Consider the following 23,086-nt stretch of genomic DNA (forward strand, 5'->3'; position numbering starts at 1 on the left):
AGTCGCTTCCTGTTGAAAAAAGAGGTTGTTATTAACCGAGTGGTGCGTATTAAATAGTTATAAGAACGACTCTGATAGTGAGTTATTTTCATAAGCATATGAGTGAAAAGCATATGGGCGCAGCAGGTACGGTCATTCTCGATGGCGGCATGGGCCGTGAATTGCAACGCGCCGGGGCGCCATTTCGCCAGCCCGAGTGGTCGGCACTGGCGCTGAGCGAAGCGCCGCAAGCGGTCGAGGCGGTGCATGCCGCTTACATCAGCAGCGGTGCCAGCGTGATCACCAGTAACAGTTACGCGGTGGTGCCGTTTCACATTGGCGAGGCGCGCTTTGCCGCTGAAGGCCAAGCGCTTGCGGCGCTGGCGGGGGAGTTGGCGCGGCGGGCGGTGCAGGCATCCGGCAAGCCAGTGCGTGTTGCCGGTTCGTTGCCGCCGCTGTTCGGCTCGTACCGTCCGGATCTGTTCGAAGCGGATCGGGTGAGCGAATTGTTGACGCCACTGATCAAGGGACTGGCCCCGCACGTTGATCTATGGCTGGCCGAAACCCAGAGCTCGATCGTCGAGGCGCGCGCCATTCACGCCGGGCTGCCGAAGGATGGCAAGCCGTTCTGGCTGTCATTCACCCTCAAGGATGAAGACACCGATGAAGTGCCACGCCTGCGCTCCGGTGAACCAGTAGCGGAAGCGGCTGCGGTGGCAGCGGACTTGGGTGTGGAAACGTTGCTGTTCAACTGCAGTCAGCCTGAAGTGATTGGCGCAGCAATCGACGCGGCACGCGCAACCTTTGAGCGTCTCGACGTCACGATCAATATCGGCGCGTATGCCAACGCGTTTCCTCCGCAACCCAAAGAAGCCACGGCCAATGACGGGCTCGACCCGTTACGTGACGATCTTGATCCGCCGGGGTATCTGCACTGGGCGCTGGACTGGCAGCAGCGCGGCGCCAGTCACTTGGGCGGCTGCTGCGGGATCGGGCCGGAGCATATTGCGGTGCTGGCGCAGAAGCTGCGTCGTTAAGCCAGACCCCGCCAATTGTGGGAGCGAGCCTGCTCGCGAAAGCGGTGTGTCAGTCAACATTTGCGGTGACTGACACACCGCCTTCGCGAGCAGGCTCGCTCCCACAGGGGCTTTGTGACGATCAGCTACGGCACTCGGCCAAGCCTTTTACCTGGCCAGCAGGCGTCTGGTTTTCATCGCTCAGCCAGCGCTCGAACCCCTCACCGATTGCCGGCCATTCCGAATCCACAATCGAATACCACGCGGTGTCGCGGTTCTGCCCCTTGACCACCATGTGCTGGCGGAACACCCCTTCAAAGCTGAAGCCCAGACGCTCGGCCGCATATTTGGAGCGGGCGTTGCCGTTGTTGCACTTCCATTCCAGGCGCCGGTATCCCAGCTCGAACGAGTATTTGGCCAGCAGGTACACAGCCTCAGTGCTTTTCGGTGAGCGCTGCATCGGCGCACCGAAAGTGACATGGCCGATCTCGATGCGGCCCTGCGCCGGGACGATCGACATCAGGCTGAGGATGCCTTGCACCTGACCAGTCGCACGGTCGATGACGCTGAAAAAATACGGGTCGCTGTTGGCCGCATGATTGTTCAGCCAGTCGTTGAACGCGCTGCGCTCGGGAAACGGCCCGTAAGGCAAATAATCCCACAGTTTCGGATCAGCACCCGGCCCTTCGAGGGCGGCGAAGAGTTGATCGGCATGGCGCGCCGGGTCGAGTTTTTCCAGGCGGATGAAACGGCCGTCGAGCGAGGTGGCGGAGGGGGCGGGGACGCCTTTCCAGTCAGCGAGTGAAGCGGTCATGTGCGCGTCTCCTTAAAGGGCTTTACGAAACTGGATGAAACCCGGACGTTCGGCAATGCGCTGGTAGAGCTGGATCGCCGTCGCGTTGGTTTCGTGGGTCAGCCAGTGGACTTTGCAGCAACCATCGGCCTTGGCGGTAGCGTAGACATGCTCGATCAACAGCCGACCGACACCTGTGCCACGGGACTCGGGCACCACCAGCAGATCCTGCAGATAGCAGGAGTTTTCAATGCTCCAGTTCGAGCGATGATAGATGTAATGCACCATGCCCAACGCTTTGCCCTCGGCCCAGGCGAGGGCGGCGTGAGTCGGCTCGTTCGGATCGAGAAAGCGCTGCCAGGTGCTCTGGGTCACGGCGTCTGGCAGCTCGGTGTTGTAAAAGCGCAGGTAGGCCTGCCACAGCGGCAGCCAGGCGGCATGGTCGTTGGCGCTGACCGGGCGAATGTCGATCTGGGTCATGCGGGTTTCCTTAACGCATCAATTGGGCGAGGGTTTGGTCGTTGGCGTCGGGGCTGGCGGCGAGGCCTTCGCGTACCCCGGCAATGTCAGCGGCGCTGCGGTTCTGGCTGAGCTTGCGTTTGCCTTCGAGGCGGTCGATGGGAATGGCGAAACCGACGATGGCTTTGAGCATGCCGTCGATGTAATCGGCAGGTGCATCTTCGACCGACCATGGCTGGGCGCGGCCCGCTTCGTGACGGTCAGTGAGGGTGCTGACGATGTCGAGCAGGCGCCCGCCATCGCTAAAGGTTTCGGCATGGCCGTAGGCGTGCACGGCGATGTAGTTCCAGGTCGGCACGACTTTGCCGTGTTCGGCTTTGCTCGGGTAGAAGCTCGGGCTGACGTAGGCGTCTGGTCCGGCGAAGATCAGCATCGCCTCGGCGCCGTCGCGCAGGTCCTTCCACTGCGGATTGGCTTTGGCCAGATGGCCGTAGAGCGTGCCGTACTCACCCTGTTCGCGATGCAACAGCACCGGCACATGGCTGGCCTGCAGGCCGCTCTCACCGTGGCTGACCAGAATGGCCAGGCGAGTGGCAAGAATCAGCTCGTGCAGCTGGGACAAGTCTTCGATGGCAAAGGCGCGTGGCGTGTACATGGACAGGTTTTCCTTGGCGAATGCCTGCATCCTAGGCAGGCTATTGGTCTGTTGTAAGAGCCATTGCTGAGCCATTTCATAGGTCCATTCGCTATGCCTGATCTGCCACCCTTGTCGATGCCCTTCAATCCGGCCGGAATCGAGCTTGATCGCCGTCAGGGTCTGAGCCGCCAGCTCTATCAGGCGTTGCGCCAGCGGGTGCTTGACGGGCGCCTCGTTAGCGGCACGCGATTGCCGGCCAGCCGTGACCTGGCGTCGGCGCTGGGCATTTCCCGCAACAGCGTGGTGCGCGCATACGATCAGTTGTACGCCGAGGGCTTTATCGAAGGGCGCGTTGGCGACGGTACTTACGTGGCGCAATTGGTGCAGGCGTCCACGCCGAAGAAAAAACTATCCACAAATTCATCCACAGGCTTGTCAACAGGCTTACCCACAGCCTTATCCACAAATTGGCTGGATTTACCTGTGAATCCATCCAGCAAAGTTATCCACAGCGACGGATTTTCCCGCATCGAAAAGCACCATCTGGCGCGGCCGCCGAGCGGTCCGCCGCGTGCTTTTCGGGTGGGCGTGCCGGCGTTCGACCTGTTCCCGTTCGAGGTGTGGGCCAAGCTGAACGCGGCGTTCTGGCGCAAACCGGATCTGCAGCAACTGTGTTACGGCGATCCGGCCGGTGATGCGCGACTGCGCGGCATGATCGCTGCGTATTTGCGCAGTTCACGCGGCATGCAGTGCACGGCTGAGCAAATTGTGATCACCAGTGGCGCGCAGCAGGGCATCAGCCTTTGTGCACAGCTGCTGGTCGAGCCTGGGGACGGCGTGGCGATCGAGAACCCGGGCTATCGCGCCGCCGGACATGCCTTCGCTGTGGCGGGGGCCAAATTGCACGGCGTGGCGGTAGACGGCGACGGCATCGATTGCGGTGCCATGGCTCAGCTCAGTGACTGCCGGGTGGCGTACGTCACGCCGTCTCATCAGTACCCGACCGGTGTGGTGATGAGTCTGGCCCGGCGTCTGGAATTGCTCGCCTGGGCCGAGCGTGTCGGCGGCTGGATCGTCGAGGATGACTACGACGGCGAGTACCGCTACACCGGCGCACCGCTGGCGCCGTTGGCCGCACTTGATCGTCAGGGGCGTGTGCTCTACGTCGGCACGTTCGGCAAAGTGGCGTTCCCGGCGCTGCGCCTTGGTTATCTGGTGCTGCCACCCGCGCTGGTCGACGCGTTCGCGCAACGCCGCGCCGTCGATGTGCGGCATTCGGAGGTCAGCACGCAAGCGGTGATGGCCGAGTTCATGGCCGCCGGGCATTTCCAGCGGCATATCCGCCGCATGCGCCGGGCTGCGCTGAGCCGGCGCAACTGCTTGCTCGAAGGTTGGCCGACGGCGATCGCCGGTGTCGGTCAATTGCCCGCGGTGTCCGCCGGGCTGCACCTGACCGTGGCTGTGGACAGCGTGGAGCGTGAGCAACAATTGATCGCCCAGGCCGCTGATGTCGATGTCGAAATCAACGGCCTGAGCAGTTACTGGTTGCCGGACTCGACTACACCCATGGCCCGCCGCGCCGGCCTGGTGCTGGGTTTTGCCGCTGTGCCGGAGTCTGCGATCACAGCGGCACTGGCGCGCTTGCGACAGGCTTGGGGAGGTTGAAGAACAACGCCTCGGCCGAGCGACTGGAAATTTCGCTGCGATGGATTTCAATCAGTTGCTGGTTGCTTGGCTGGCTGGGCTCGTAGGCACCGCCCATTCGCTGTTGGGCGACGGTTTTCATATGCCCGCGAACGAACGATGGATCATGCGCCTCGGCGCTGCTGTAGTGAAAATGGGCATAGGACAGAACCTTGTCATTGTGGGCATCACGAATCCGGTACTCGTCGAGGAAATCATGCTGACGGCGTCGGATCGGCCGTCGGGTCACGGTTTTGTCGATGATTATTTCTCCCTTTTCCTTGAGCCATTGCATGCCCGCCGCCGTGGGTAATTGCTGTTTGACCAGGCGAATGCGCGTGCTGGTGCCTTTTTCTTCCAGGTTTTTCGCTGCTTTGTCGAGCGCGTGATTAAGCGTTTCGGAGGGTTCATGCTGGCCCGCGGTGAGGTTCCTGGCGGTCAGTGCTTCGTCGATCGCCGCAATGGCCTTGCGCAAGAGTGCGGCATGCTGGTGGTATTCCTCCTCGACCTCCACCGGGATCCGCGCGCCGCGTTTGAGGCGCGCTTCGATGCGCCGATGAAATGCCGCCAGGCCATCGATCAGCGCCTGGCCCTCGCGAACACTGTGTTTCAAGTCGACGGGAGAGGCTGGCGTCGGCGCAGGCGGCGTACGCTGTTCGACCCAGACACCGGGCGACTCTTCGTGGAATGTGGCAATGACGCCCGTCAGATGAGTGCGTACTTCCATCAGTTCGGTAGTGTCATCGCCAACGCTTTTCTTGCGTTCGCCGACCACGGTGCCCCTTGATCGTGTCTGGATGATCTGTCGATTAGAGGCAGACGCGGAGGGCGTTGACGGACCGGCCTGCGGCGCGAGCAGATGCCGGAAGCGCAGCAGTTCGGCGAGTCGGCTGTCGGCGGCGGCTTTGAATGCAATCACCCGCGTTTGTACATGTTTAAGTCGCTCTGTGTGGAGCTGGCCGGAGTATTCGCTGGCCAGATCGCTGAAGCGTTTGTCCACGGAATCGAACTGCTGCGCGACGTTGCTCAAGGCGTCGATGCGTCCACGCAAGTCGCCCAGGCTTTCATCGGCGCTCAAGTCCAGCGAGCTCTGGATATTCAGCGCAGCGTCTTCGATGAGATCGGCCAGCGCCTGTTGCGCGCTGGCATGGTTCGCGGTGTCGCCAGGCTTGATACATATTCTCTCGGCGAGGCTGATTTGCAGCACTTTAAGGTCATCCAGCTGGTAAGCCGGCAGCGCGTCCCGATACACGCGCATTGCCTCCACGGCGTCTTTTCCCAACAGCTTCATTTCTTCGAAGCAGGCTTGTGCCGCCTCCATTTTCTCGATGATGCTTTGAGTGACGTCATTCAGGCTGACGGCCGCCAGACCGAATGCCTCTGAATCGGCGCTGGCCCCCTCCGCGATCATCATCTGCATGCCCTCGACGCTCTGTTGGAATTGCGAGGAGTGCTCGCTGAGCCACTCCTGGCCCAGAAACAATTGCATCTGCAAGCGTTCGGTCATGACCGTGCGGTAATTGGGAATGGTCTGGTTGAGATTCAACTCCTTGATCTGCTGAATGTTCGCTGCGTACTCCTTGTGCTGGGCATCGAGTGTGGCGAGGTACTGAGTGCGCGCCTGTGACTGCGCCGGCGGCAGAGCATCGCTCAAGGCATCACGGTCCGCGTTCAGACGTATCTCCTTGGCATGCATGGTGTTATCGAACTCGGCGATCTTTTCGGTCAACGCTTTGGCGGCGGCCTGCCTGCTGTCCCGGGATTTTTTCAGTGCCGAATCCAGGCCTCCGCCGCGCAGACGCAGGCGCATATCGATCACCCACTCGCCCCTGGCGGAATAGGCCACTGTCGGACCGATGCGGCGGGGTTGCTGGCGCGAGTCGATAATCTGCACGTTACCGTGCTCATTGCGCATCACCTCGAACCAGCGCTGGCCGACCTCCACGTACCAAGTGTCGCCGTGCGGGTGCAAGCCTCGGTGCATGCCGTCGCTGGCGGCCTCGCCAAGATCTTTCGGTCGGCCACGCTTGAAGCTGTCGAGGACCTTGGCCAGCGCCAGCGGCGAGCGTTTCAATGCAGTGACGATATCGATGGTCGTCGCGTGGGGGCCGACCAGTTCGGCACTGGTGGCATCGGGCAGTTGCAGCGCTTTGCGTACCTTGCCGGCCGGCTCAAGGGGCGCCATATCCTTTTCGAGCTGTGCAAACGATTCACCCGCTGATGCCTCGCCGACTGCCGCGCGATGCGCAAGGACCATACCCAGAGCCAGGAGGATGTCGGCAATCGCCGTCCACGCAACCTTGCCCGACTGCTGGTTGGCAACGTCGGTGACTTCCTGCAGATCGTCCATGATTTGCCAGATCCATGCCGCCGTGCCGACGCTGCGTCCCAGGAACGGCAGGGCGGCATTGAATATCAGCCAGCCGCCCTGTTTCAGGGTGGCCCAGCGTGCCTCGGCGTTGGACACCGATTGCCGGTCGGCCTGGGTCAGCAGGGCCTGCACGTTGCGTTCATGAAGTGTCTCCAGCACGTCACCGGTCAGTACTTGTGTTCCCAACGCTACGGGGCCGGACATGTCGAGCGCCGTCGTCGGATTGACCAGCATCTGCGGAATTGTCCATATCGATGGCAGCCTGGCGGTAAAGACAAACTGGCTGTAATTGAAACGTACGTCATCGGGCAGCCACGCCAGCACCGAGTCGCGTAAATGTCGCGAATGCTCGATCGCGTAGAGGAGGTTGGCGTGCCCGGGAAATTGCATCAACGGCATCTCGAACAGTGGACGGTACAGCAGGCAGGGGCCTTTGTTCGCTTCGCGCGGGCCGATGACGTACATGTTGGCGACGCTGTCGGCTGCGGCGCTGCTGCGGTGCGCGACGAAAGCCAGCGGGCGGATCACGATTTCCTCGCCATCGACGTATCGTTCAGCGGCGGTGGCCGCCAGCGCCGCTGCAACGTAGCGATAACCCGAATCATCAATGCCTGCTCGACCCTGGATCTTGTCTTGCAACGCCAGCAAGGGCAGCTCGATGCGTAGCTGGCTTGTGTATAGCTTTTTCAGCGCCGCCGCCTGATCGGCGTCGTCTATCAGGCGTGCCTTCAGGTGCGCCGGATAGGTCTGGCCGATATCCACCGTGCTGACCAGTTTTTCCAGATACGCCACGGTCATCCAGTCAGGGACTGCGCTGGCATCCTTATAACTCACGGTCTTGTTGCCCAATGGCAGTCCGGCGAGGTTCTGCAGGGCCAGTTCCGTCAAGGTCAGGGTCTTGGTGCTGGTGTTGCCGGGCAATACGAACGTTCCCCAGACCACCAGGCTGGTGATGGTGATCACAATGTCATCGAGCTTGATGTCCTTGGCATTCGGCTGGTCCTTCAACATCTGTTGCATCAAGGCGTCACGGGTATACGCGCGCAGGTCAATGACCTCGCTCTGGAACGATTTACCGTTGTGTTCATGCTGAACCGTGGTCAGGTCCAGGAGGTGCCGGCTGTAGCGGGCCTGATCGACGGACGGCGCAGCATTGAGCCACTGTGGCAGCATCGGTCGCAGTCGTTCGAAATGTGCCTCAAGACGTGGGGTCGGTCGGGCCGTTTTGCCGGAAGTCCCTGTGTGCGGATAGACAGGGTTGAGCGGCTTGTCAGCAAAAAAGTTGATTTTGCCCAGGGCGTCGGCCTCAAGCGAAATCAAAGTGCAGGCCTGATGGTCGAAAAAGTCGCCCTGCGGTTCGACCAGCCGCCACTTGAGGCCCGGATCTGCGGCAGTTGCGCCGAAGCGTCGCTGCAGATCCTCGCCAAACGCTTGCAGCGAGTCGAAGTGCTGGTAACCCCGGGTGACCGCGTGAGTGAGAACCACGCTGCGTTTTGCAACCGTGCCAATGATGACCGCCATGTCCAGCAAGGCCAGGTGATCGGGCTGTGACGTGCCTTCCCGGTCGAGGTCGATCAGACACGCCCGTGTATTGTATTGGTCAGCGGTCATACGTTGTTGCTTGTCGGGCTGCCGGAAAACCGCTTCGGCGACGGCGGTTTGAGCGTTATCCCAGCCAAGGCTGGCATCGGCTCTCCATAAATTGCGCAACGCTTGCGACAACTGCTGCCAGCGCGGCTGACCGGGGTAGGTGAACTCATCCCAGTAGGTGACGTGCTGGTCCTGGTAGGCGATGAACAACAGGGGGGCGAGCTCGTTGAGCAGCAGACCGATCGCCTCTATTTTCACCGGCAACTGCACGGGAGCCGGCCAGGCAGGTTGCTGGGTCAGATAATGCTCACCGTCCAGGTAGGTCACGGTTTTTCCGGTCATGCCGAGGCGTACCAGCGCATCCGTCAGCGTTTCAACGTTGGGCCGGCCGGCGAAGACCTGATCGTTGTCTATCTCCCAGGTCGGCTCTACGACCATGGCCAGTTGCGGATCGATCTCAAGGTCGGGGTACAGCGTCTTCAGTGCCGGGGCCAGGGTTTTCGCGGCGACTTCATGGAGTGAGGGGCCGGTGACCAGTTGGGTCACGATATCGACGGCACTGGGTGTGGGGAGTTCGGGCATCGGTGATTCCTGCTCTGTCGGGCGCCGGAAGCCGGCGGATCAGGGCAAGTTAAAAGGCGCCACTATCGCCCGTGCGGTACATAAATCTTCCAGGCAAAAAAAGACCCGCGTGTGCGGGTCCCGGATGCGCTGTGGGAATCAGGTTCCGGATTTGATTTTGCTCCAGGCCCGCGTCCGCGCGCGTTCGGCATCGCGAGGCAGCGGTTGCAAGGTGTAGAGCGTGTTCATGGCCGCGTCGGTCGGGTACAGGTTCGGGTTGTTGCGAATGGCGGGATCGACCAGGCCGGTAGCGTCCTTGTTCGGGTTGGGGTAGCCGACAAAATCGCTGACCGGTGCGATCACCGCCGGTTGCAGCAGATAGTTGATGAAGGTGTAAGCGTCCTCGGTGTTCTTCGCACCTTTGGGAATCGCGAGCATATCGAACCAGATCGGCGCCCCTTCTTTTGGCAAGCGCATGTCTATTACCACACCATTCTTCGCCTCCTTGGCGCGGTTGGCCGCTTGCGAGAAGCTGCCGGAATAACCGACGGCCACGCAAATGTCGCCGTTGGCGATGTCGGCCATGTATTTGGAGGAATGGAAGTAGGTCACGTAGGGGCGGATTTTCATCAGCAGCGCTTCGGCCTTGGCGTAATCCGCCGGCTTCTTGCTGTTGGGGTCGAGGCCGAGGTGTTGCAGAGCCAGCGGCAGAATCTCCGATGGCGAATCGAGCAGGGCGACGCCGCACTGCTTGAGCTTGCTGATGTTCTCTTGCTTGAAGATCAGGTCCCAACTGTCCACCGGCGCGTTGTCGCCCAGCGCTGCCTTGATCTTGTCTGGGTTGAAGCCGATCAGGATGGTGCCGTACATGTACGGCACGGCAAATTTGTTACCCGGGTCATTGGCCTCGATCAGCTTCATCAGTTTCGGATCGAGGTGATTCCAGTTCGGCAGCTTGCTGCGATCCAGCGGCTGGAATACTCCGGCCTCGATCTGTTTGGCGAGGAACACGTTCGACGGCACTACCACGTCATAGCCTGAGTTGCCGGTGAGCAGCTTGGCCTCGAGTGCTTCGTTGGTGTCGAAGATGTCGTAGATCAGCTTGGTCTGGCTGTTCTGTGCCTTGAAGTCGTCCAGCGCCTTGGGCGTGATGTAGTCGAACCAGTTATAAACGCGCAGCGTGCGTTCTTCGGCGTGGGCGCCAGCGCTGAGCAGGGCCGCGCACAGTGCCGAGGCGATCAATCGCTTGTTCATTGTTCAAAACCTTCCAGCACGTTCACTGCGTTGATGCCGATCTCTTCAACGGCGTAGCCACCTTCCATGACGAACAGGGTCGGCTTGCCAAGGGCGGCGATGCGCTTGCCCATGGCCAGGTAATCCGGGCTGTCGAGTTTGAACTGCGAGATCGGGTCGTCTTTGAACGTATCGACGCCGAGGGAGACGACAACGATGTCCGCGCCGTAGCGATCAATCTCGTCGCAGGCCTGATCCAGCGCTGCACTCCAGACATCCCAGCCGGAACCGGCCGGCAGCGGATAGTTGAAATTGAACCCTTCACCGGCGCCTTCGCCACGCTCGTCGTCATAGCCGAGGAAGAACGGAAACTCCGCTTCCGGGTGACCGTGGATCGAAGTGAACAGGACGTCGCTGCGCTCATAGAAAATCGACTGGGTACCGTTGCCGTGGTGGTAATCGACGTCGAGGATCGCGACTTTCTGGTGCCCCTGATCGAGAAAGGCCTGAGCGGCGATGGCGGCGTTATTGAGGTAGCAATAACCGCCCATCAAATCGCTGGCGGCGTGATGTCCCGGCGGGCGGCACAGGGCGAAGGCCGCGCGGGCGCCACGCTGGATTTCTGCTTGTGCGGTCAGGGCCACTTGCGCTGCGCTGTAGGCCGCTTGCCAGGTACCGGCGGTAATTGGTGCGCCGCCATCGAAGCTGTAATAACCGAGCTGGCCGTGCAGGCTGGTCGGTTTGATCGCACGCAGCGTGCGCGCCGGCCAGGTGTAGGGCAGCAAGTCGCCGTCGGTGTTGAACTCGGTCCAGCGATCCCACGCACCTTTGAAAAATTCCAGATAATCACGGCTGTGAATGCGCGCGATCGGCTCCAGGCCGAAATCCTTCGGCGCTTCGACCGCCCCGAGGTTTTGCTTGTGCACGCGTTGCAGTACGTGGTCGGCACGCGACGGCATCTCGAAGCACGGCTTGAGCTGGCCATCGATGAGTTCGCAGCGGCCATGGTGCAGGTGGTGATCGTCTGAGTAGATCGTCAGCATTTGTTGTTCTCCGCAAGGCTGATTCGGTGGGTTTCAGTGTTGCGGCGCCGGGCGAATCGGAAAACGTTGCGAGCGGCCAAAAGGGGATCGATATGGCCAAAACCTCTGACCGCAATTCGCCCCTCACAATCAAAGATCGCCGTCTTCGACAGCTCCTGCACCGATCCCTGCAGGAGCTGCCGAAGGCTGCGATCTTTTGATCTTCAGGATCTGAACTGACTCGGCGCCACGCCGCTCCAGCGCACAAACGCATGGCGAAAACTCGCGGTCTCGCTGAAGCCCAGCGTCTCGGCGATCCGATAAATCGGCAATTGATCCTCACACAACATCTGCTTGGCCCGCTCGAAGCGCAGTTCATCGAGCAGTTCCTGATAGCTGCTGCCCATGTCTTTCAAATGTCGGCGCAAGGTACGCGGTGAGCACTTCATCTGCTGCGCCAACCCCTCCAGGCCCGGCGCGGCGTTCAGTTGCGCGCTGAGCAACTGCCGAATCCGTCCCAGCCAGGCCTGACGTCCGGTGAACTCCAGATTCTGCTTGCGGCAACGTTCGGCCATGGCCTGATGGGTGATCGCGTCGGCCAGCGGCAGCGGCTGATCGAGCCAGTGGCGGTCGAAGGCGAAGGCGTTGTCCTTGGCCGAAAAATGCAGCGGCGAGTTGAAGGGTTCAGCGTAGCTGGCGCGGTAGTCCGGTGCGGCATGTTCCAAGCGTGTGGCGCGCAGTGGCAGGGAATGGCCGAGCAAGTCGTCGCAGATGACTTTCAGCGACACCAGACAGAATTCGGCATTGAACACCGCCATGGCCGGGCTTTCGCGATAGTCGGCGGCGACGAACCAGACCTGCTCGCCATCGTCTTCCAGGCTCAGTTCGAACAATGTGCCCAACAGCGCCGGATAACGGATCGCCAGCCGCAAAGCGTCACCGAAGGTGGCACAGGTCAGCAGGGCGTAACCGAGCATGCCGTAACAGGACACGTGCATGCGTCGGCCCAACTCAAGGCCGATGTCACGTTTGAGCGCCACTGCATTGGTGCAGACCTGCATCTCCTGATGGGTGGTGATGCGCGTATCGGCGCGCTGCAGATCCGCCGCCACGATGCCGCTGCCAGCCAGCAACGCCTCGCTCGACAGGCCTTCGGCCTTGAAGGTGTTGAGAATCAGTGAGACCGCGTTGAGGGTGGTGAGGTGGGAGTGGAGCATGGGATCTTCCAGCCTGAGGGTGGCTGGAACGCAGCAATTTATATGCCGTACAAAAATCCCTTGTGGGAGCGAGCCTGCTCGCGAATGCGGTTTGTCAGCCACACGAATGCCGAATGTGTCATGGCTTTCGCGAGCAGGCTCGCTCCCACAGGGGGATTTGCGTTGTGACAGATCAGATCAGTTCGCCGCACAAATCCAGTTCGATAAGTCGTCGCACTTCAGCCGTTTCCAGCCCGGCACCCAGCAACCCATGCAGCTTGCCGAACGCCGCTTCTCGCGTCATGCCGCCACCGGACAATACGCCAACACCCCGCAAGCGGCTGCCAGCCTCGTAGACATCCAGCTCAACCCCGCCTTCATGGCATTGCGTCACTGCAACCACGACTACGCCGTTATCCCGTGCGCGGCCAAGGCTGGCGAGGAACTTTGGATTGTCGCTCGGCCCGGTACCGCTGCCGTAGCATTCCAGCACGAGGCCTTGAATGCCGCTGTCGAGAAGACCGTCGAGGACTTCGGCGCTGATGCCGGGAAACAGCGGCAACACCGCGACTTTGGCCAGTTGCTTGGGCTGGCTGTAGCTCAAACTGGCTGGAATCGATGGCGCTTTCACACCACCGCCCTGACGCTCCAGGCGTTTGAACGGATGGCGGCCGAAGCTGCGCACTTTCGCGCAGCGGGTCGGCGCCAGCAGTTCGCCGTGGAAGTACAGGTGCACGCCCGGCGCCAGGCCCTGGCCGAGAGCGACCAGCGCGCCGCCGAGGTTTTCCCAGGCATCGCTGTCGGTCACGCCCGCCGGCAACATCGAGCCGGTGAAACATACGCGCGCGTGCAGCCCGAGCAATTGAAAACTCATCGCCGCCGCGCTGTACGCAAGGGTGTCGGTGCCGTGCAGGATCAGCACGCTGTCGCAGCCTTGCACATCGACGGCATCGACCACCGCTTCGCGCAGTTGCTGCCAATAGGTCGGGGTCATGTTGGCGCTGTCGATCAGCGGCGACATTTCCCGAAACTGCCACTGCGGCACTACCAGCTCAGGCTGGCTGTGCAGATAGTCGCGCATCCGCGCTTCGAAGCCGGACGCCGGGGCCAGACCGTTGGCGCTGGCCTGCATGCCGATGGTGCCACCGGTGTAGAGCACCATGATGTGTTGGGCGGCGGGATAGGTCGACGAGCTCATAGGATTCTCCGAAACGATGAGGGCCCTGTGGGAGCGAGCTTGCTCGCGAATGCGGTGTGTCATTCAACAATGATGTTGGCTGAAAGTCCTTCATCGCGAGCAGGCTCGCTCCTACAGGTTATTGCATCACAATAACTGACGGGCGCAGGGGATGCGCCCGTCATTCACCTGTCAGCGTTGCGCTGCAGGTACGCCTTGCGGCGCAGCTTCAGTCTGGCCCGCCGCTGCTGGCGGGTTGACCGGCCAGGCGTTGCGATCCAGATCCAGATCGGCGAATTTGCTCGAGTCGAACACTGGCTGTTTGACGCCGGCGCGACGCTGCTCATCGTAGTCGCGCATCACCCGCAGGCCGACCTTGAACAGCATGGCCAGGGCCACGAGGTTGACGAAAGCCAGACAGGTCATGGTGATGTCGGCGAAGGCGAATACCGTCGTCAGGTCCTGCATCGAACCCCACACCACCAGCGCCAGCACCAGGCCGCGGAACAGCATCAGCAGGGCGCGGTTGCGGCTGAGGAACTGCAAGCTGTTCTCGCCCAGGTAGTAGTTGTAGAGGATGCAGGTGAAGACGAACAGCGACAGCGCGACGCTGACGAACATGCGACCCCAGTCACCGACTACGGCAGCCAGCGAGTTCTGGGTCAGGACGATGCCGTCACCTTCGAAGCCCGGGGTGTAGAAGCCCGACAGCAGAATCAGCAGCGCGGTGCAGGTGCAGATCACGAAGGTGTCGAGGAACACGCTGAAAGCCTGAACCACGCCCTGCGCGCCCGGGTGTTTCACCGCAGCCACAGCGGCGACGTTCGGCGCACTGCCCAGGCCCGCTTCGTTGGCGAACACGCCACGCTTCACGCCCATGACAATGGCGCTACCGAGCAGGCCCGCAAACGCCGGGTCGAGGCCGAAGGCGCTCTTGAAGATGGTTTCCAGCATGGCTGGTACGTGTTCGATCTGGGTGCCGATCACGTACAGGGTCACGCCGATGTAGGCCAGGGTCTTGATCGGTACCAGCAGGTCGGAGACCGAAGCGATGCGCTTGATCCCGCCGATAAAGGTGATGGCCAGCAGCACCGCGAGGACGATACCGGTGTGTTGTGGGTTGAAGTCAAAGGCGTTCTGCAGCGAGTGGGTCACGGTGTAGGACTGCAGACCGATGAAGGCGAAGCCGTAGGTGACCAGCAGCAGAACGGAGAACACTATCGCCATGCCCTTGAGCTTGAGCCCGTGCTGGATGTAGTAGGCCGGGCCGCCACGGTACAGGCCGTCGCCATCGGCGCGCTTGTAGACCTGGGCCAGGGTGCACTCGAAGAAGCTGCTGGACATGCCGACCAGTGCGGTCACCCACATCCAGAACACCGCACCCGGACCACCGAGGGTCACGGCGATGCCGACACCGGCAATGTTGCCTGCACCGACGCGGCCGGCGAGGCTGAGCATCAAGGCCTGGAACGAGCTGAGTTGCCCGGCGCTGCCTTTGAGGCTGTCGCGGAACACCGCGAACATGTGGAAGAAATGACGCAGTTGAACGAAACGCGAGCGAATCGTGAAGTAGCTACCGAGCCCGACAATGAGCACGATCAGTACTTTCCCTGAGAGGAAGTCGTTGATGACTTCGAGCATGGATTTTTCCTCGCTGTTTTTTGTGGGTGCAAATGCTGGATCGGAGAAACATCGTGTTACACCGGCGTGCACGCGGCACGACGGGCGAGGCGAAGGTTTCGTCCCGGATCCATATCGCGGGTTTTGTTATTAGTTCGGGTTTCGCATGGGTTATGGCCTCGTTACCGACGACCGCTCACGCGAAGAGGGGCGGCACTATACCGATCAGTGGCGCGCCCGTCTGCACGGTAGTGGTGCAAGCGACGAAACGAGGTTGCTGCAAAATCAAAAGATCGCAGCCTTCGGCAGCTTCTACAGGTGTACGTCAATCCTGTAGGAGCTGCCGAAGGCTGCGATCTTGGCGGTATCGAATACACAAAGCATCTAACGTCCTGCCCGCAAAGAAGTTAAAAAAAAGGGCTCGGGGACAAAATCCCCAAGCCCTCAAAAGGTGAGAGGTGTCTAGTCCCTCGACCTGGTGAGCGGTGCTGCAAATTCGCGTCGGCTCAGGCTTTGAGCGGAACCAGACGCGGGGCGATCATGTTTTCCGGGCGCAGGATGTCGGCGAGCATGGCTTCGTCGAGCAGACCTTCTTCGCGCACCAGTTCCAGCACGCCGCGGCCGCTTTCAAGAGCGATACGGGCGATGCGGGTGGCGTTCTTGTAGCCGATGTACGGGTTCAGTGCGGTGACCAGGCCGATCGAATGTTCGACCAGTTCACGGCAGCGCGCTTCGTTGGCGGTTATACCGACGATGCAGTGCTCGCGCAGCATGTCCATGGCGCGTTGCAGCAGGCGGATCGAGTCGAGGATCTTGAAGGCGATCAGCGGCTCCATCACGTTCAGTTGCAGCTGGCCGCCTTCGGCTGCCATGGTCAGCGCCAAGTCGTTACCGATGACCTGGAACGCCACCTGGTTCACGGCTTCCGGGATCACCGGGTTGACCTTGCCGGGCATGATCGAGCTGCCTGGCTGACGCGCCGGCAGGTTGATTTCATTGATGCCGGTGCGTGGGCCGCTGGACAGCAGGCGCAGGTCGTTGCAGATCTTCGACAGCTTGACTGCGGTGCGCTTGAGCATGCCGGAGAACAGCACGAACGCGCCCATGTCGGAGGTCGCTTCGATCAGGTCGGCGGCCGGTACCAGCGGTTGGCCGCTGATCAATGCCAGACGCTGAACTGCCAGAGCCTGATAACGCGGGTCGGCGTTGATGCCGGTGCCGATGGCGGTGCCGCCCAGGTTGACTTCGGTCAGCAGTTCCGGGGCCAGCGTCTTCAGACGCGCCAGGTCTTCGCCCATGGTGGTGGCGAAGGCGCGGAATTCCTGGCCGAGGGTCATCGGCACGGCGTCTTGCAGTTGGGTACGGCCCATTTTCAGGACGTGGTCGAACTCTTTGCCCTTGGCCGCGAAGGCCTGGATCAGGCTGTCGAGGCTGGCCAACAGCGCGTCGTGACCCAGCAGCAGACCCAGGCGGATCGCCGTCGGGTAAGCGTCGTTGGTCGACTGCGCCATGTTCACGTCGTCGTTCGGGTGCAGGTACTGGTATTCGCCTTTTTCGTGGCCCATCGCTTCCAGAGCAATGTTGGCGATCACTTCGTTGGCATTCATGTTGGTGGACGTGCCGGCGCCACCTTGAATCATGTCGACCACGAACTCTTCGTGGTAATCGCCGCGGATCAATCGGGCACAGGCTTCGCTGATGGCAGCGTGCTTGGCTTCGCTCAGGTGACCCAACTCGCGGTTGGCGTCAGCGGCGGCCTGTTTGACCATCGCCAGGCCCACAACCAGTTTCGGGTAATGCGAAATCGGAACGCCCGAGAGGCGGAAGTTGTTCACCGCTCGCAGGGTCTGGATGCCGTAATACGCATGGGCCGGTACTTCGAGGGCGCCAAGCAGGTCGGTTTCTGTGCGGAAAGATGCAGCGGAGGACATGATAGAAATCATCTCGATAAGGACCCGGTCTGTGCCGGAACGCTGCGAATGCTAGGCTTGTGGTGATTTTTGGGCCAATGCTGTTAAGCGCTGGCCTATGCACATTCGGCATAATGCCCATGTGACGCCGCCTGTGCGGCAGACGTGTGACCTGTTTTGGTGCGTGTCCGGGAGGACGTGATGAATCTGGAAAGCAAATGGCTCGAGGACTTCAGTGCCCTGGCCGCCACCCGCAGCTTCTCGCAGGCAGCCGAACGGCGCTTCGTGACCCAACCGGCGTTCAGTCGGCGGATCCGCAGTCTCGAAGCTGCGCTGGGGCTGACCTTGGTCAATCGCTCGCGCACGCCGGTCGAACTGACGGCGGCGGGGCAGTTGTTTCTGGTGACCGCGCGCACCGTGGTCGAACAACTCGGTGAAGTGCTGCGCCATCTGCATCATCTGGAAGGCGGGCAGGGCGAAGTGATGCAAGTTGCTGCGGCGCACTCGCTGGCGCTGGGCTTTTTCCCGCGCTGGATCGCCCAGTTGCGCAACGAAGGGCTGAACATTGCCACGCGACTGGTGGCAACCAACGTTGGCGACGCCGTGCATGCACTGCGCGAAGGTGGCTGCGATCTGATGCTGGCGTTCTACGACCCGGATTCGGCGATGCAGATGGACCCGGAAATCTTCCCATCGTTGCATCTCGGCCAGACCGAGATGCTGCCGGTGTGTGCGGCGGATCTGGATGGCAAGCCGTTGTTCGATCTGGAAGGCGAGGCGAGCGTGCCGTTGCTGGCTTACAGCGCCGGGGCGTTTCTCGGGCGTTCGGTCAACGGCTTGCTGCGCCAGCGCCAGTTGCGCTTCACCACGATCTACGAAACCGCCATGGCCGACAGCCTGAAAAGCATGGCGCTGGAAGGCCTCGGCATTGCCTGGGTGCCGCAACTGAGCGTACGTGCCGAACTGGCCCGCGGTGAGCTGGTGGTGTGCGGCGGCCCGCAATGGCATGTGCCACTGGAGATCCGTCTGTACCGCTGCGCCCTGGTGCGCAAGGCCAACGTCCGGTTGCTGTGGCGCAAGCTTGAAGGCGGTGCTGCCCAAAACACTTGAAGCTGATGAAGATCGAATGTGGGAGCGATCCTGCTCGCGAATGCGCAGTGTCAGGCCCTGAGGTACGTCTGACACAACGCTTTCGCGAGCAGGCTCGCTCTCACAGGGGGATTTTTGCGGTGTTCTTTCGCTGACCTCAAGGTCAATAAAACCGGGCGTTTCGCTCATTTGACAGATGGTCGTTTCGGGGGCTGTTTATTGCTTTCTTTGCGGTATACTGCGCGGCCTTCGGCCGGCACGTCCGGCCATTTTTCGTACAATCAAGCCACGCAACCTGCGTGGCTTGTTGTTTTATGACGCGCCTGCGGGCGCTCCAGAGAGAAGAGGCGCGACGATGAGTGCACTGGTTGGCGTGATCATGGGCTCCAAGTCCGATTGGTCCACCCTTAGCCACACCGCCGATATGCTGGAAAAGCTCGGCATCCCGTACGAGGTCAAGGTGGTTTCCGCCCACCGCACCCCGGATTTGCTGTTCCAGTACGCCGAAGAGGCTGAAAGCCGCGGCATCGAGGTGATCATCGCCGGTGCCGGTGGCGCCGCCCACTTGCCAGGCATGTGTGCGGCCAAGACCCACCTGCCGGTGCTGGGCGTGCCGGTGCAGTCGGCCATGCTCTCGGGCGTCGATTCGCTGCTGTCGATCGTGCAGATGCCAGCGGGCATTCCGGTTGCCACCCTGGCCATCGGCAAGGCTGGCGCAATCAACGCCGCGCTGCTTTCGGCGAGCATCCTCGGCGCCAAGCACCCGCAATTTCACGCGGTACTGAAAACCTTCCGTGCCGAGCAGACAGACAGCGTCCTGGACAATCCAGACCCACGTATTGCCTGAGGTTGTTGAGATGAAGATCGGTGTAATCGGTGGCGGCCAGTTGGGTCGCATGTTGGCCCTGGCGGGCACTCCGCTGGGGATGAACTTCGCTTTTCTCGACCCCGCGCCGGACGCCTGTGCGGCCGCGCTGGGCGAACACCTGCGGGCCGATTACGGCGATCAGGATCATCTGCGCCAGTTGGCCGATGAAGTCGATCTGGTGACCTTCGAATTCGAAAGCGTCCCGGCCGAAACCGTGGCGTTTCTTTCGCAGTTCGTGCCGGTCTACCCGAGCGCCGAAGCCCTGCGCATCGCCCGCGATCGCTGGTTTGAAAAGAGCATGTTCAAGGACCTCGGCATTCCGACGCCGGCCTTCGCCGACATCCAGTCGCAAGCCGATCTGGACGCCGCCGTCGCTTCGATCGGTCTGCCGGCCGTGCTGAAAACCCGCACCCTGGGTTACGACGGCAAGGGCCAGAAAGTCCTGCGCAAGCCGCAAGACGTGGCCGGTACGTTCGCCGAACTGGGCAGCGTTGCCTGCCTGCTGGAAGGCTTCGTGCCGTTCACCGGCGAAGTGTCGCTGATCGCCGTGCGTGCCCGCGATGGCGAGACGAAGTTTTATCCACTGGTGCACAACACCCACGACAGCGGCATTCTCAAGCTGTCGGTCGCCAGCACCGATCACCCGTTGCAGGCGCTGGCGGAAGATTATTCCAGCCGTGTGCTCAAGCACCTCGACTATGTCGGCGTGATGGCTTTCGAGTTCTTCGAAGTCGACGGTGGCCTGAAGGCCAACGAAATCGCCCCGCGTGTGCACAACTCCGGGCACTGGACCACCGAAGGCGCCGAGTGCAGCCAGTTCGAGAACCACCTGCGTGCCGTGGCCGGCCTGCCGCTGGGTTCGACCGCCAAGGTCGGCGAGAGCGCGATGCTCAACTTCATCGGCGTAGTGCCGCCGGTGGAAAAAGTCATCGCCATCGAAGACTGCCATTTGCATCACTACGGCAAAGCGTTCAAGGCCGGACGCAAGGTCGGCCATGCCAACCTGCGCTGCGCCGACATGGCCACGCTGCAGGCGCAGATCCTCAAGGTCCAAGCGCTGATCGCCGAGTAAACCAGTTTCATGTGGCAGCGGCGGAACCATTCAGGCGCCGCCGTTCTCTCATGGCAGGATGCGAAACACTGGCTAGTCTTTCGCATATCTTCCAAATCAGAGGGAAATGCCATGGGAATTATCGGAACCATCTTTATCGGCTTGATCGTCGGCCTGCTGGCTCGGTTCCTGAAACCGGGCGATGACAGCATGGGCTGGATCATGACCATCCTGCTCGGTATCGGCGGTTCGCTGGCAGCCACCTACGGCGGCCAGGCTCTGGGCATCTATCAGGCGGGCGAGGGTGCGGGTTTCCTCGGCGCACTGGTCGGCGCTGTCGTGTTGCTGGTGATCTACGGTCTGATCAAAAAGAACTGATCGAAAGCGACAAAGCCCTCTCGGCCATCGCGGCCGGGAGGGCTAGAATGCGCGGCGACTCACCGTCCATTCCTTTGCCTGCCGAGCACCTTCATGCGCCGTCTTCTGTTGACTCTCCTCTTGCTGGGCAGCTATCTCGCCCACGCCGGCGAACTGCCGGAAACCGACTGGCTGGAACTGATGCCCAAGTCGGATCAAAAGGCCCTCGAGGCCATGCCTGAAATCGACCACAACTCCCCCGAAGCCAACGGCACCTTCACCGAGAAGGGCGGGATGAAGCAGGCCAAAGGTCTGCCGGCGGTGATGTATTCGACCAAAACCGTGGCGTCGATGAACGACAAGCACATCCGCATCGGTGGTTACCCGGTGCCGCTGGAATCCGACGCCAAGGGTCGCAGCACGTTGTTCTTCCTCGTGCCGTATCCGGGCGCGTGCATCCACGTGCCGCCACCGCCGCCGAATCAATTGGTGCTGGTGCGATATCCCAAGGGCTTGAAGCTGGACGACATCTACACACCGCTGTGGGTGACCGGCACGCTGAAAGTCGAAAAGGTCAGCAATGACCTGGCGGACGCGGCGTATGCGCTGGAGGCTGAGAAGGTGCGGGTGGTGCAGGAAGCTGATCTGTGACACCTGCGCAAACCAATGTGGGAGGGGGCTTGCTCCCGAAGGCGGTGGGTCAGTCAATGGTTTCGTCGACTGAGACACCGCCTTCGGGAGCAAGCCCCCTCCCACAATAGGTTTTGCGGCGTTGGTTAGAGCGGCGTAGCGGCGACGCTGACGCCCATGGTATGACTCGCGCCCGGCGCCAGCGTGACGATGTCATCCATCACATTGGCCGTCTCGATGCACAACATGCGCTGCCAGCCATCGTTGTCCATGTCCGGCAGGGCGGCGGCGCGGTCGATCCACGGGTTCCAGATCACCGCCGTGCGCGAACCGGTCGAGGTCAGCACGATGCGTCGTTCCCAGGCCGGATCAACGATGCTCAATTGCGGCGGAGCATTGAGGTAGATGCGGTCGGTCTCGCCGGCGAAATGCAGATCGCCGCTCTGGCTGGCCGTGTTCCAGTCGTCCAGGGTCTCGATGTAATCCAGCCCGGCCACGCCGTCGACATGCGCATTGCGCACGTCACTCACGGCGAAATAGGTGTGCAGCGCCTGACTCAGCGTGACGGTGTCAGTACCACGGTTATGGCTGGTCAGGCTGTAATGCAGTTGATCCGCCAGATGCAGGGTCAGGGTCAGGTCGACCTCGTGGGGCCAGCCCGGCAGGCCACCTTCCGGGTAGGGCAGCTTGAACTCGACCTTGATGCCGTCAGCCTCTGATTCGATGTTGCCCAACTCCCAGTCCATCGCCCGCACCAGACCGTGCGCGGGGGCCGGCTGCTCGCCGGTGTACATGGCCTGCACGCTGCTCGGGTTGCGCTCGAACTTGCCGAACCACGGCCAGCACACCGGCACGCCGGCGCGGATGCTCTTGCCGGTCTTGAACTCGGCCTTGTCGTTGAGCCAGATGATCGGCGGCTGGCCGTCGATCTGATAACTGAGGATGTGCGCGCCTTGCTGGGCCACCAGCACTTCGGCCTTGCCGTGGCGGATGCGCCAGCAGTTCAGTTCATCCTGTTTCACGGCTTCAACGTTGGGCGTGTTCATGGGCAACTCTCGATCAGACACTGGGGACGACTATCGACCGCAAAACGGCCGCGAGGTTTAACGCGCGCGTGGTGGCACCGAACGGGTGCGACCGCTGCCATCGATGGCGACGAAAACGAAAACCGCTTCGGTGACCTTGCGCCATTCGCTGGAGAGTGGGTCATCGCTCCACACTTCGACCATCATCTGGATCGAGCTGCGACCGATTTCCAGGGTCTGGGTATAAAAGGACAACTGCGCGCCGACGGCGACCGGGACGAGAAACGCCATGCGGTCGATGGCGACAGTGGCGACGCGGCCACCGGCAACCCGGCTGGCCATGGCAGTGCCGGCCAAATCCATTTGCGCGACCAGCCAGCCGCCGAAAATATCGCCAAAGCCGTTGGTTTCACGCGGAAGTGCGGTGATTTGCAGGGCCAGGTCGCCCTGTGGAATCGGATCTTCTTGTTCGAGCTCTATCATGCCGAGGGGCCTCTGACCCGTGACTCTTCGTGGGTATTGCGGGTGGTAGCCGTCTTCAAGAAAAACGATTCAACACCGAACACACTGCGTTCGTCACGTTTTCCATCAGGCGCCTAAAGGGAAACTCTGCGAAAAAGGCTAAATCCCGAGCAAAGGACGGGCCAACAACGTTTTCGCACAGTAACCTCTTACAAATCCTGCGCAGGTGGCGAGTATATCGGTCGATAGACCCCGCGACGACCACCCGGTTCTGATTTCGACCGTCAATTACGCGCCTCTATGTGCTTTTTCGAACAATTTGCTATGGTGCCGAACCTGTCCGAGCCACCGCCAGCG

19 protein-coding genes are annotated in these 23,086 nt (G+C 61.4%); 7 read left to right on the top strand and 12 right to left on the bottom strand.

What is annotated here, in order from left to right:
- The first annotated feature begins 113 nt into the window (after nucleotides 1–113).
- A complete protein-coding gene (locus AC4IHP_RS00960; protein ID WP_490830662.1) occupies nucleotides 114–1,016 on the top strand; it encodes a homocysteine S-methyltransferase family protein in 903 nt (300 codons plus the stop codon).
- Between the two features lie 121 nt (nucleotides 1,017–1,137).
- On the opposite strand, the gene AC4IHP_RS00965 is transcribed toward AC4IHP_RS00960, so the two are convergent.
- The 3 genes from AC4IHP_RS00965 to AC4IHP_RS00975 are packed head-to-tail and all read right to left on the bottom strand — an operon-like array spanning nucleotide 1,138 to nucleotide 2,902.
- On the bottom strand, nucleotides 1,138–1,809 hold the full coding sequence (locus AC4IHP_RS00965; protein WP_490830663.1) for a GNAT family N-acetyltransferase: 672 nt from the start codon (nucleotides 1,807–1,809) through the stop codon (nucleotides 1,138–1,140).
- 12 nt (nucleotides 1,810–1,821) lie between these two features.
- Nucleotides 1,822–2,268, bottom strand: coding sequence for a GNAT family N-acetyltransferase (locus tag AC4IHP_RS00970; protein ID WP_460122414.1), 447 nt, complete (start codon nucleotides 2,266–2,268; stop codon nucleotides 1,822–1,824).
- A gap of 10 nt (nucleotides 2,269–2,278) precedes the next feature.
- A complete protein-coding gene (locus AC4IHP_RS00975) occupies nucleotides 2,279–2,902 on the bottom strand; it encodes an FMN-binding negative transcriptional regulator (RefSeq protein ID WP_490830664.1) in 624 nt (207 codons plus the stop codon).
- 93 nt (nucleotides 2,903–2,995) lie between these two features.
- Here AC4IHP_RS00975 and pdxR point away from each other — a divergent pair, with 93 nt between their 5' ends.
- Nucleotides 2,996–4,549, top strand: coding sequence for a MocR-like pyridoxine biosynthesis transcription factor PdxR (gene pdxR, locus AC4IHP_RS00980; protein WP_490830665.1), 1,554 nt, complete (start codon nucleotides 2,996–2,998; stop codon nucleotides 4,547–4,549).
- Here the strand turns inward: pdxR and AC4IHP_RS00985 are convergent.
- From AC4IHP_RS00985 to aspA, 7 genes are all read right to left on the bottom strand, one after another.
- The gene (locus AC4IHP_RS00985; RefSeq protein ID WP_490830666.1) at nucleotides 4,506–9,110 is read right to left on the bottom strand and encodes a dermonecrotic toxin domain-containing protein; all 4,605 of its coding nucleotides are present in this window, start codon (nucleotides 9,108–9,110) and stop codon (nucleotides 4,506–4,508) included. The two genes, pdxR and AC4IHP_RS00985, sit on opposite strands and share 44 nt — an antisense overlap.
- Nucleotides 9,111–9,248: 138 nt before the next feature.
- Entirely contained in the window at nucleotides 9,249–10,343 is a 1,095-nt protein-coding gene (locus AC4IHP_RS00990) for a polyamine ABC transporter substrate-binding protein (protein ID WP_490830667.1), read from the bottom strand.
- Nucleotides 10,340–11,365, bottom strand: coding sequence for a histone deacetylase family protein (locus tag AC4IHP_RS00995; RefSeq protein WP_490830668.1), 1,026 nt, complete (start codon nucleotides 11,363–11,365; stop codon nucleotides 10,340–10,342). The genes AC4IHP_RS00990 and AC4IHP_RS00995 overlap by 4 nt, the downstream gene beginning before the upstream one ends.
- 203 nt (nucleotides 11,366–11,568) lie before the next feature.
- Nucleotides 11,569–12,561: an AraC family transcriptional regulator gene (locus tag AC4IHP_RS01000; RefSeq protein ID WP_129997975.1), complete on the bottom strand. Its 993-nt coding sequence runs from the start codon at nucleotides 12,559–12,561 to the stop codon at nucleotides 11,569–11,571.
- Between the two features lie 172 nt (nucleotides 12,562–12,733).
- The gene (locus AC4IHP_RS01005) at nucleotides 12,734–13,738 is read right to left on the bottom strand and encodes an asparaginase (protein ID WP_460122400.1); all 1,005 of its coding nucleotides are present in this window, start codon (nucleotides 13,736–13,738) and stop codon (nucleotides 12,734–12,736) included.
- A gap of 171 nt (nucleotides 13,739–13,909) precedes the next feature.
- Nucleotides 13,910–15,358, bottom strand: coding sequence for an alanine/glycine:cation symporter family protein (locus tag AC4IHP_RS01010; RefSeq protein ID WP_434767165.1), 1,449 nt, complete (start codon nucleotides 15,356–15,358; stop codon nucleotides 13,910–13,912).
- Nucleotides 15,359–15,843: 485 nt separating this feature from the next.
- Nucleotides 15,844–17,268, bottom strand: a complete 1,425-nt coding sequence (aspA, locus tag AC4IHP_RS01015) for an aspartate ammonia-lyase (protein ID WP_016772472.1) — start codon at nucleotides 17,266–17,268, stop codon at nucleotides 15,844–15,846.
- A 180-nt stretch (nucleotides 17,269–17,448) separates the two neighbouring features.
- Here aspA and AC4IHP_RS01020 point away from each other — a divergent pair, with 180 nt between their 5' ends.
- The 5 genes from AC4IHP_RS01020 (at nucleotide 17,449) to AC4IHP_RS01040 (ending at nucleotide 21,263) form a co-directional block, all read left to right on the top strand.
- Nucleotides 17,449–18,357: a LysR substrate-binding domain-containing protein gene (locus AC4IHP_RS01020; RefSeq protein ID WP_122748256.1), complete on the top strand. Its 909-nt coding sequence runs from the start codon at nucleotides 17,449–17,451 to the stop codon at nucleotides 18,355–18,357.
- 334 nt (nucleotides 18,358–18,691) lie between these two features.
- Nucleotides 18,692–19,183, top strand: a complete 492-nt coding sequence (purE, locus tag AC4IHP_RS01025; RefSeq protein WP_007920220.1) for a 5-(carboxyamino)imidazole ribonucleotide mutase — start codon at nucleotides 18,692–18,694, stop codon at nucleotides 19,181–19,183.
- 10 nt (nucleotides 19,184–19,193) lie between these two features.
- On the top strand, nucleotides 19,194–20,276 hold the full coding sequence (locus AC4IHP_RS01030) for a 5-(carboxyamino)imidazole ribonucleotide synthase (RefSeq protein WP_490830669.1): 1,083 nt from the start codon (nucleotides 19,194–19,196) through the stop codon (nucleotides 20,274–20,276).
- 111 nt (nucleotides 20,277–20,387) lie between these two features.
- Entirely contained in the window at nucleotides 20,388–20,633 is a 246-nt protein-coding gene (locus tag AC4IHP_RS01035; protein ID WP_016772475.1) for a GlsB/YeaQ/YmgE family stress response membrane protein, read from the top strand.
- Nucleotides 20,634–20,726: 93 nt separating this feature from the next.
- Nucleotides 20,727–21,263 carry a DUF3299 domain-containing protein gene (locus tag AC4IHP_RS01040; protein ID WP_460122396.1) on the top strand — a complete coding sequence of 179 codons (537 nt, stop codon included), beginning with the start codon at nucleotides 20,727–20,729 and terminating at the stop codon, nucleotides 21,261–21,263.
- A gap of 125 nt (nucleotides 21,264–21,388) precedes the next feature.
- Here the strand turns inward: AC4IHP_RS01040 and AC4IHP_RS01045 are convergent, their stop codons facing one another.
- Nucleotides 21,389–22,288, bottom strand: coding sequence for a D-hexose-6-phosphate mutarotase (locus tag AC4IHP_RS01045; protein ID WP_490830670.1), 900 nt, complete (start codon nucleotides 22,286–22,288; stop codon nucleotides 21,389–21,391).
- Between the two features lie 57 nt (nucleotides 22,289–22,345).
- A complete protein-coding gene (locus AC4IHP_RS01050) occupies nucleotides 22,346–22,750 on the bottom strand; it encodes an acyl-CoA thioesterase (RefSeq protein WP_003229628.1) in 405 nt (134 codons plus the stop codon).
- Between the last annotated feature and the right edge of the window lie 336 nt (nucleotides 22,751–23,086).

The sequence above is a fragment of the Pseudomonas sp. UF-293 genome (assembly GCF_058245595.1).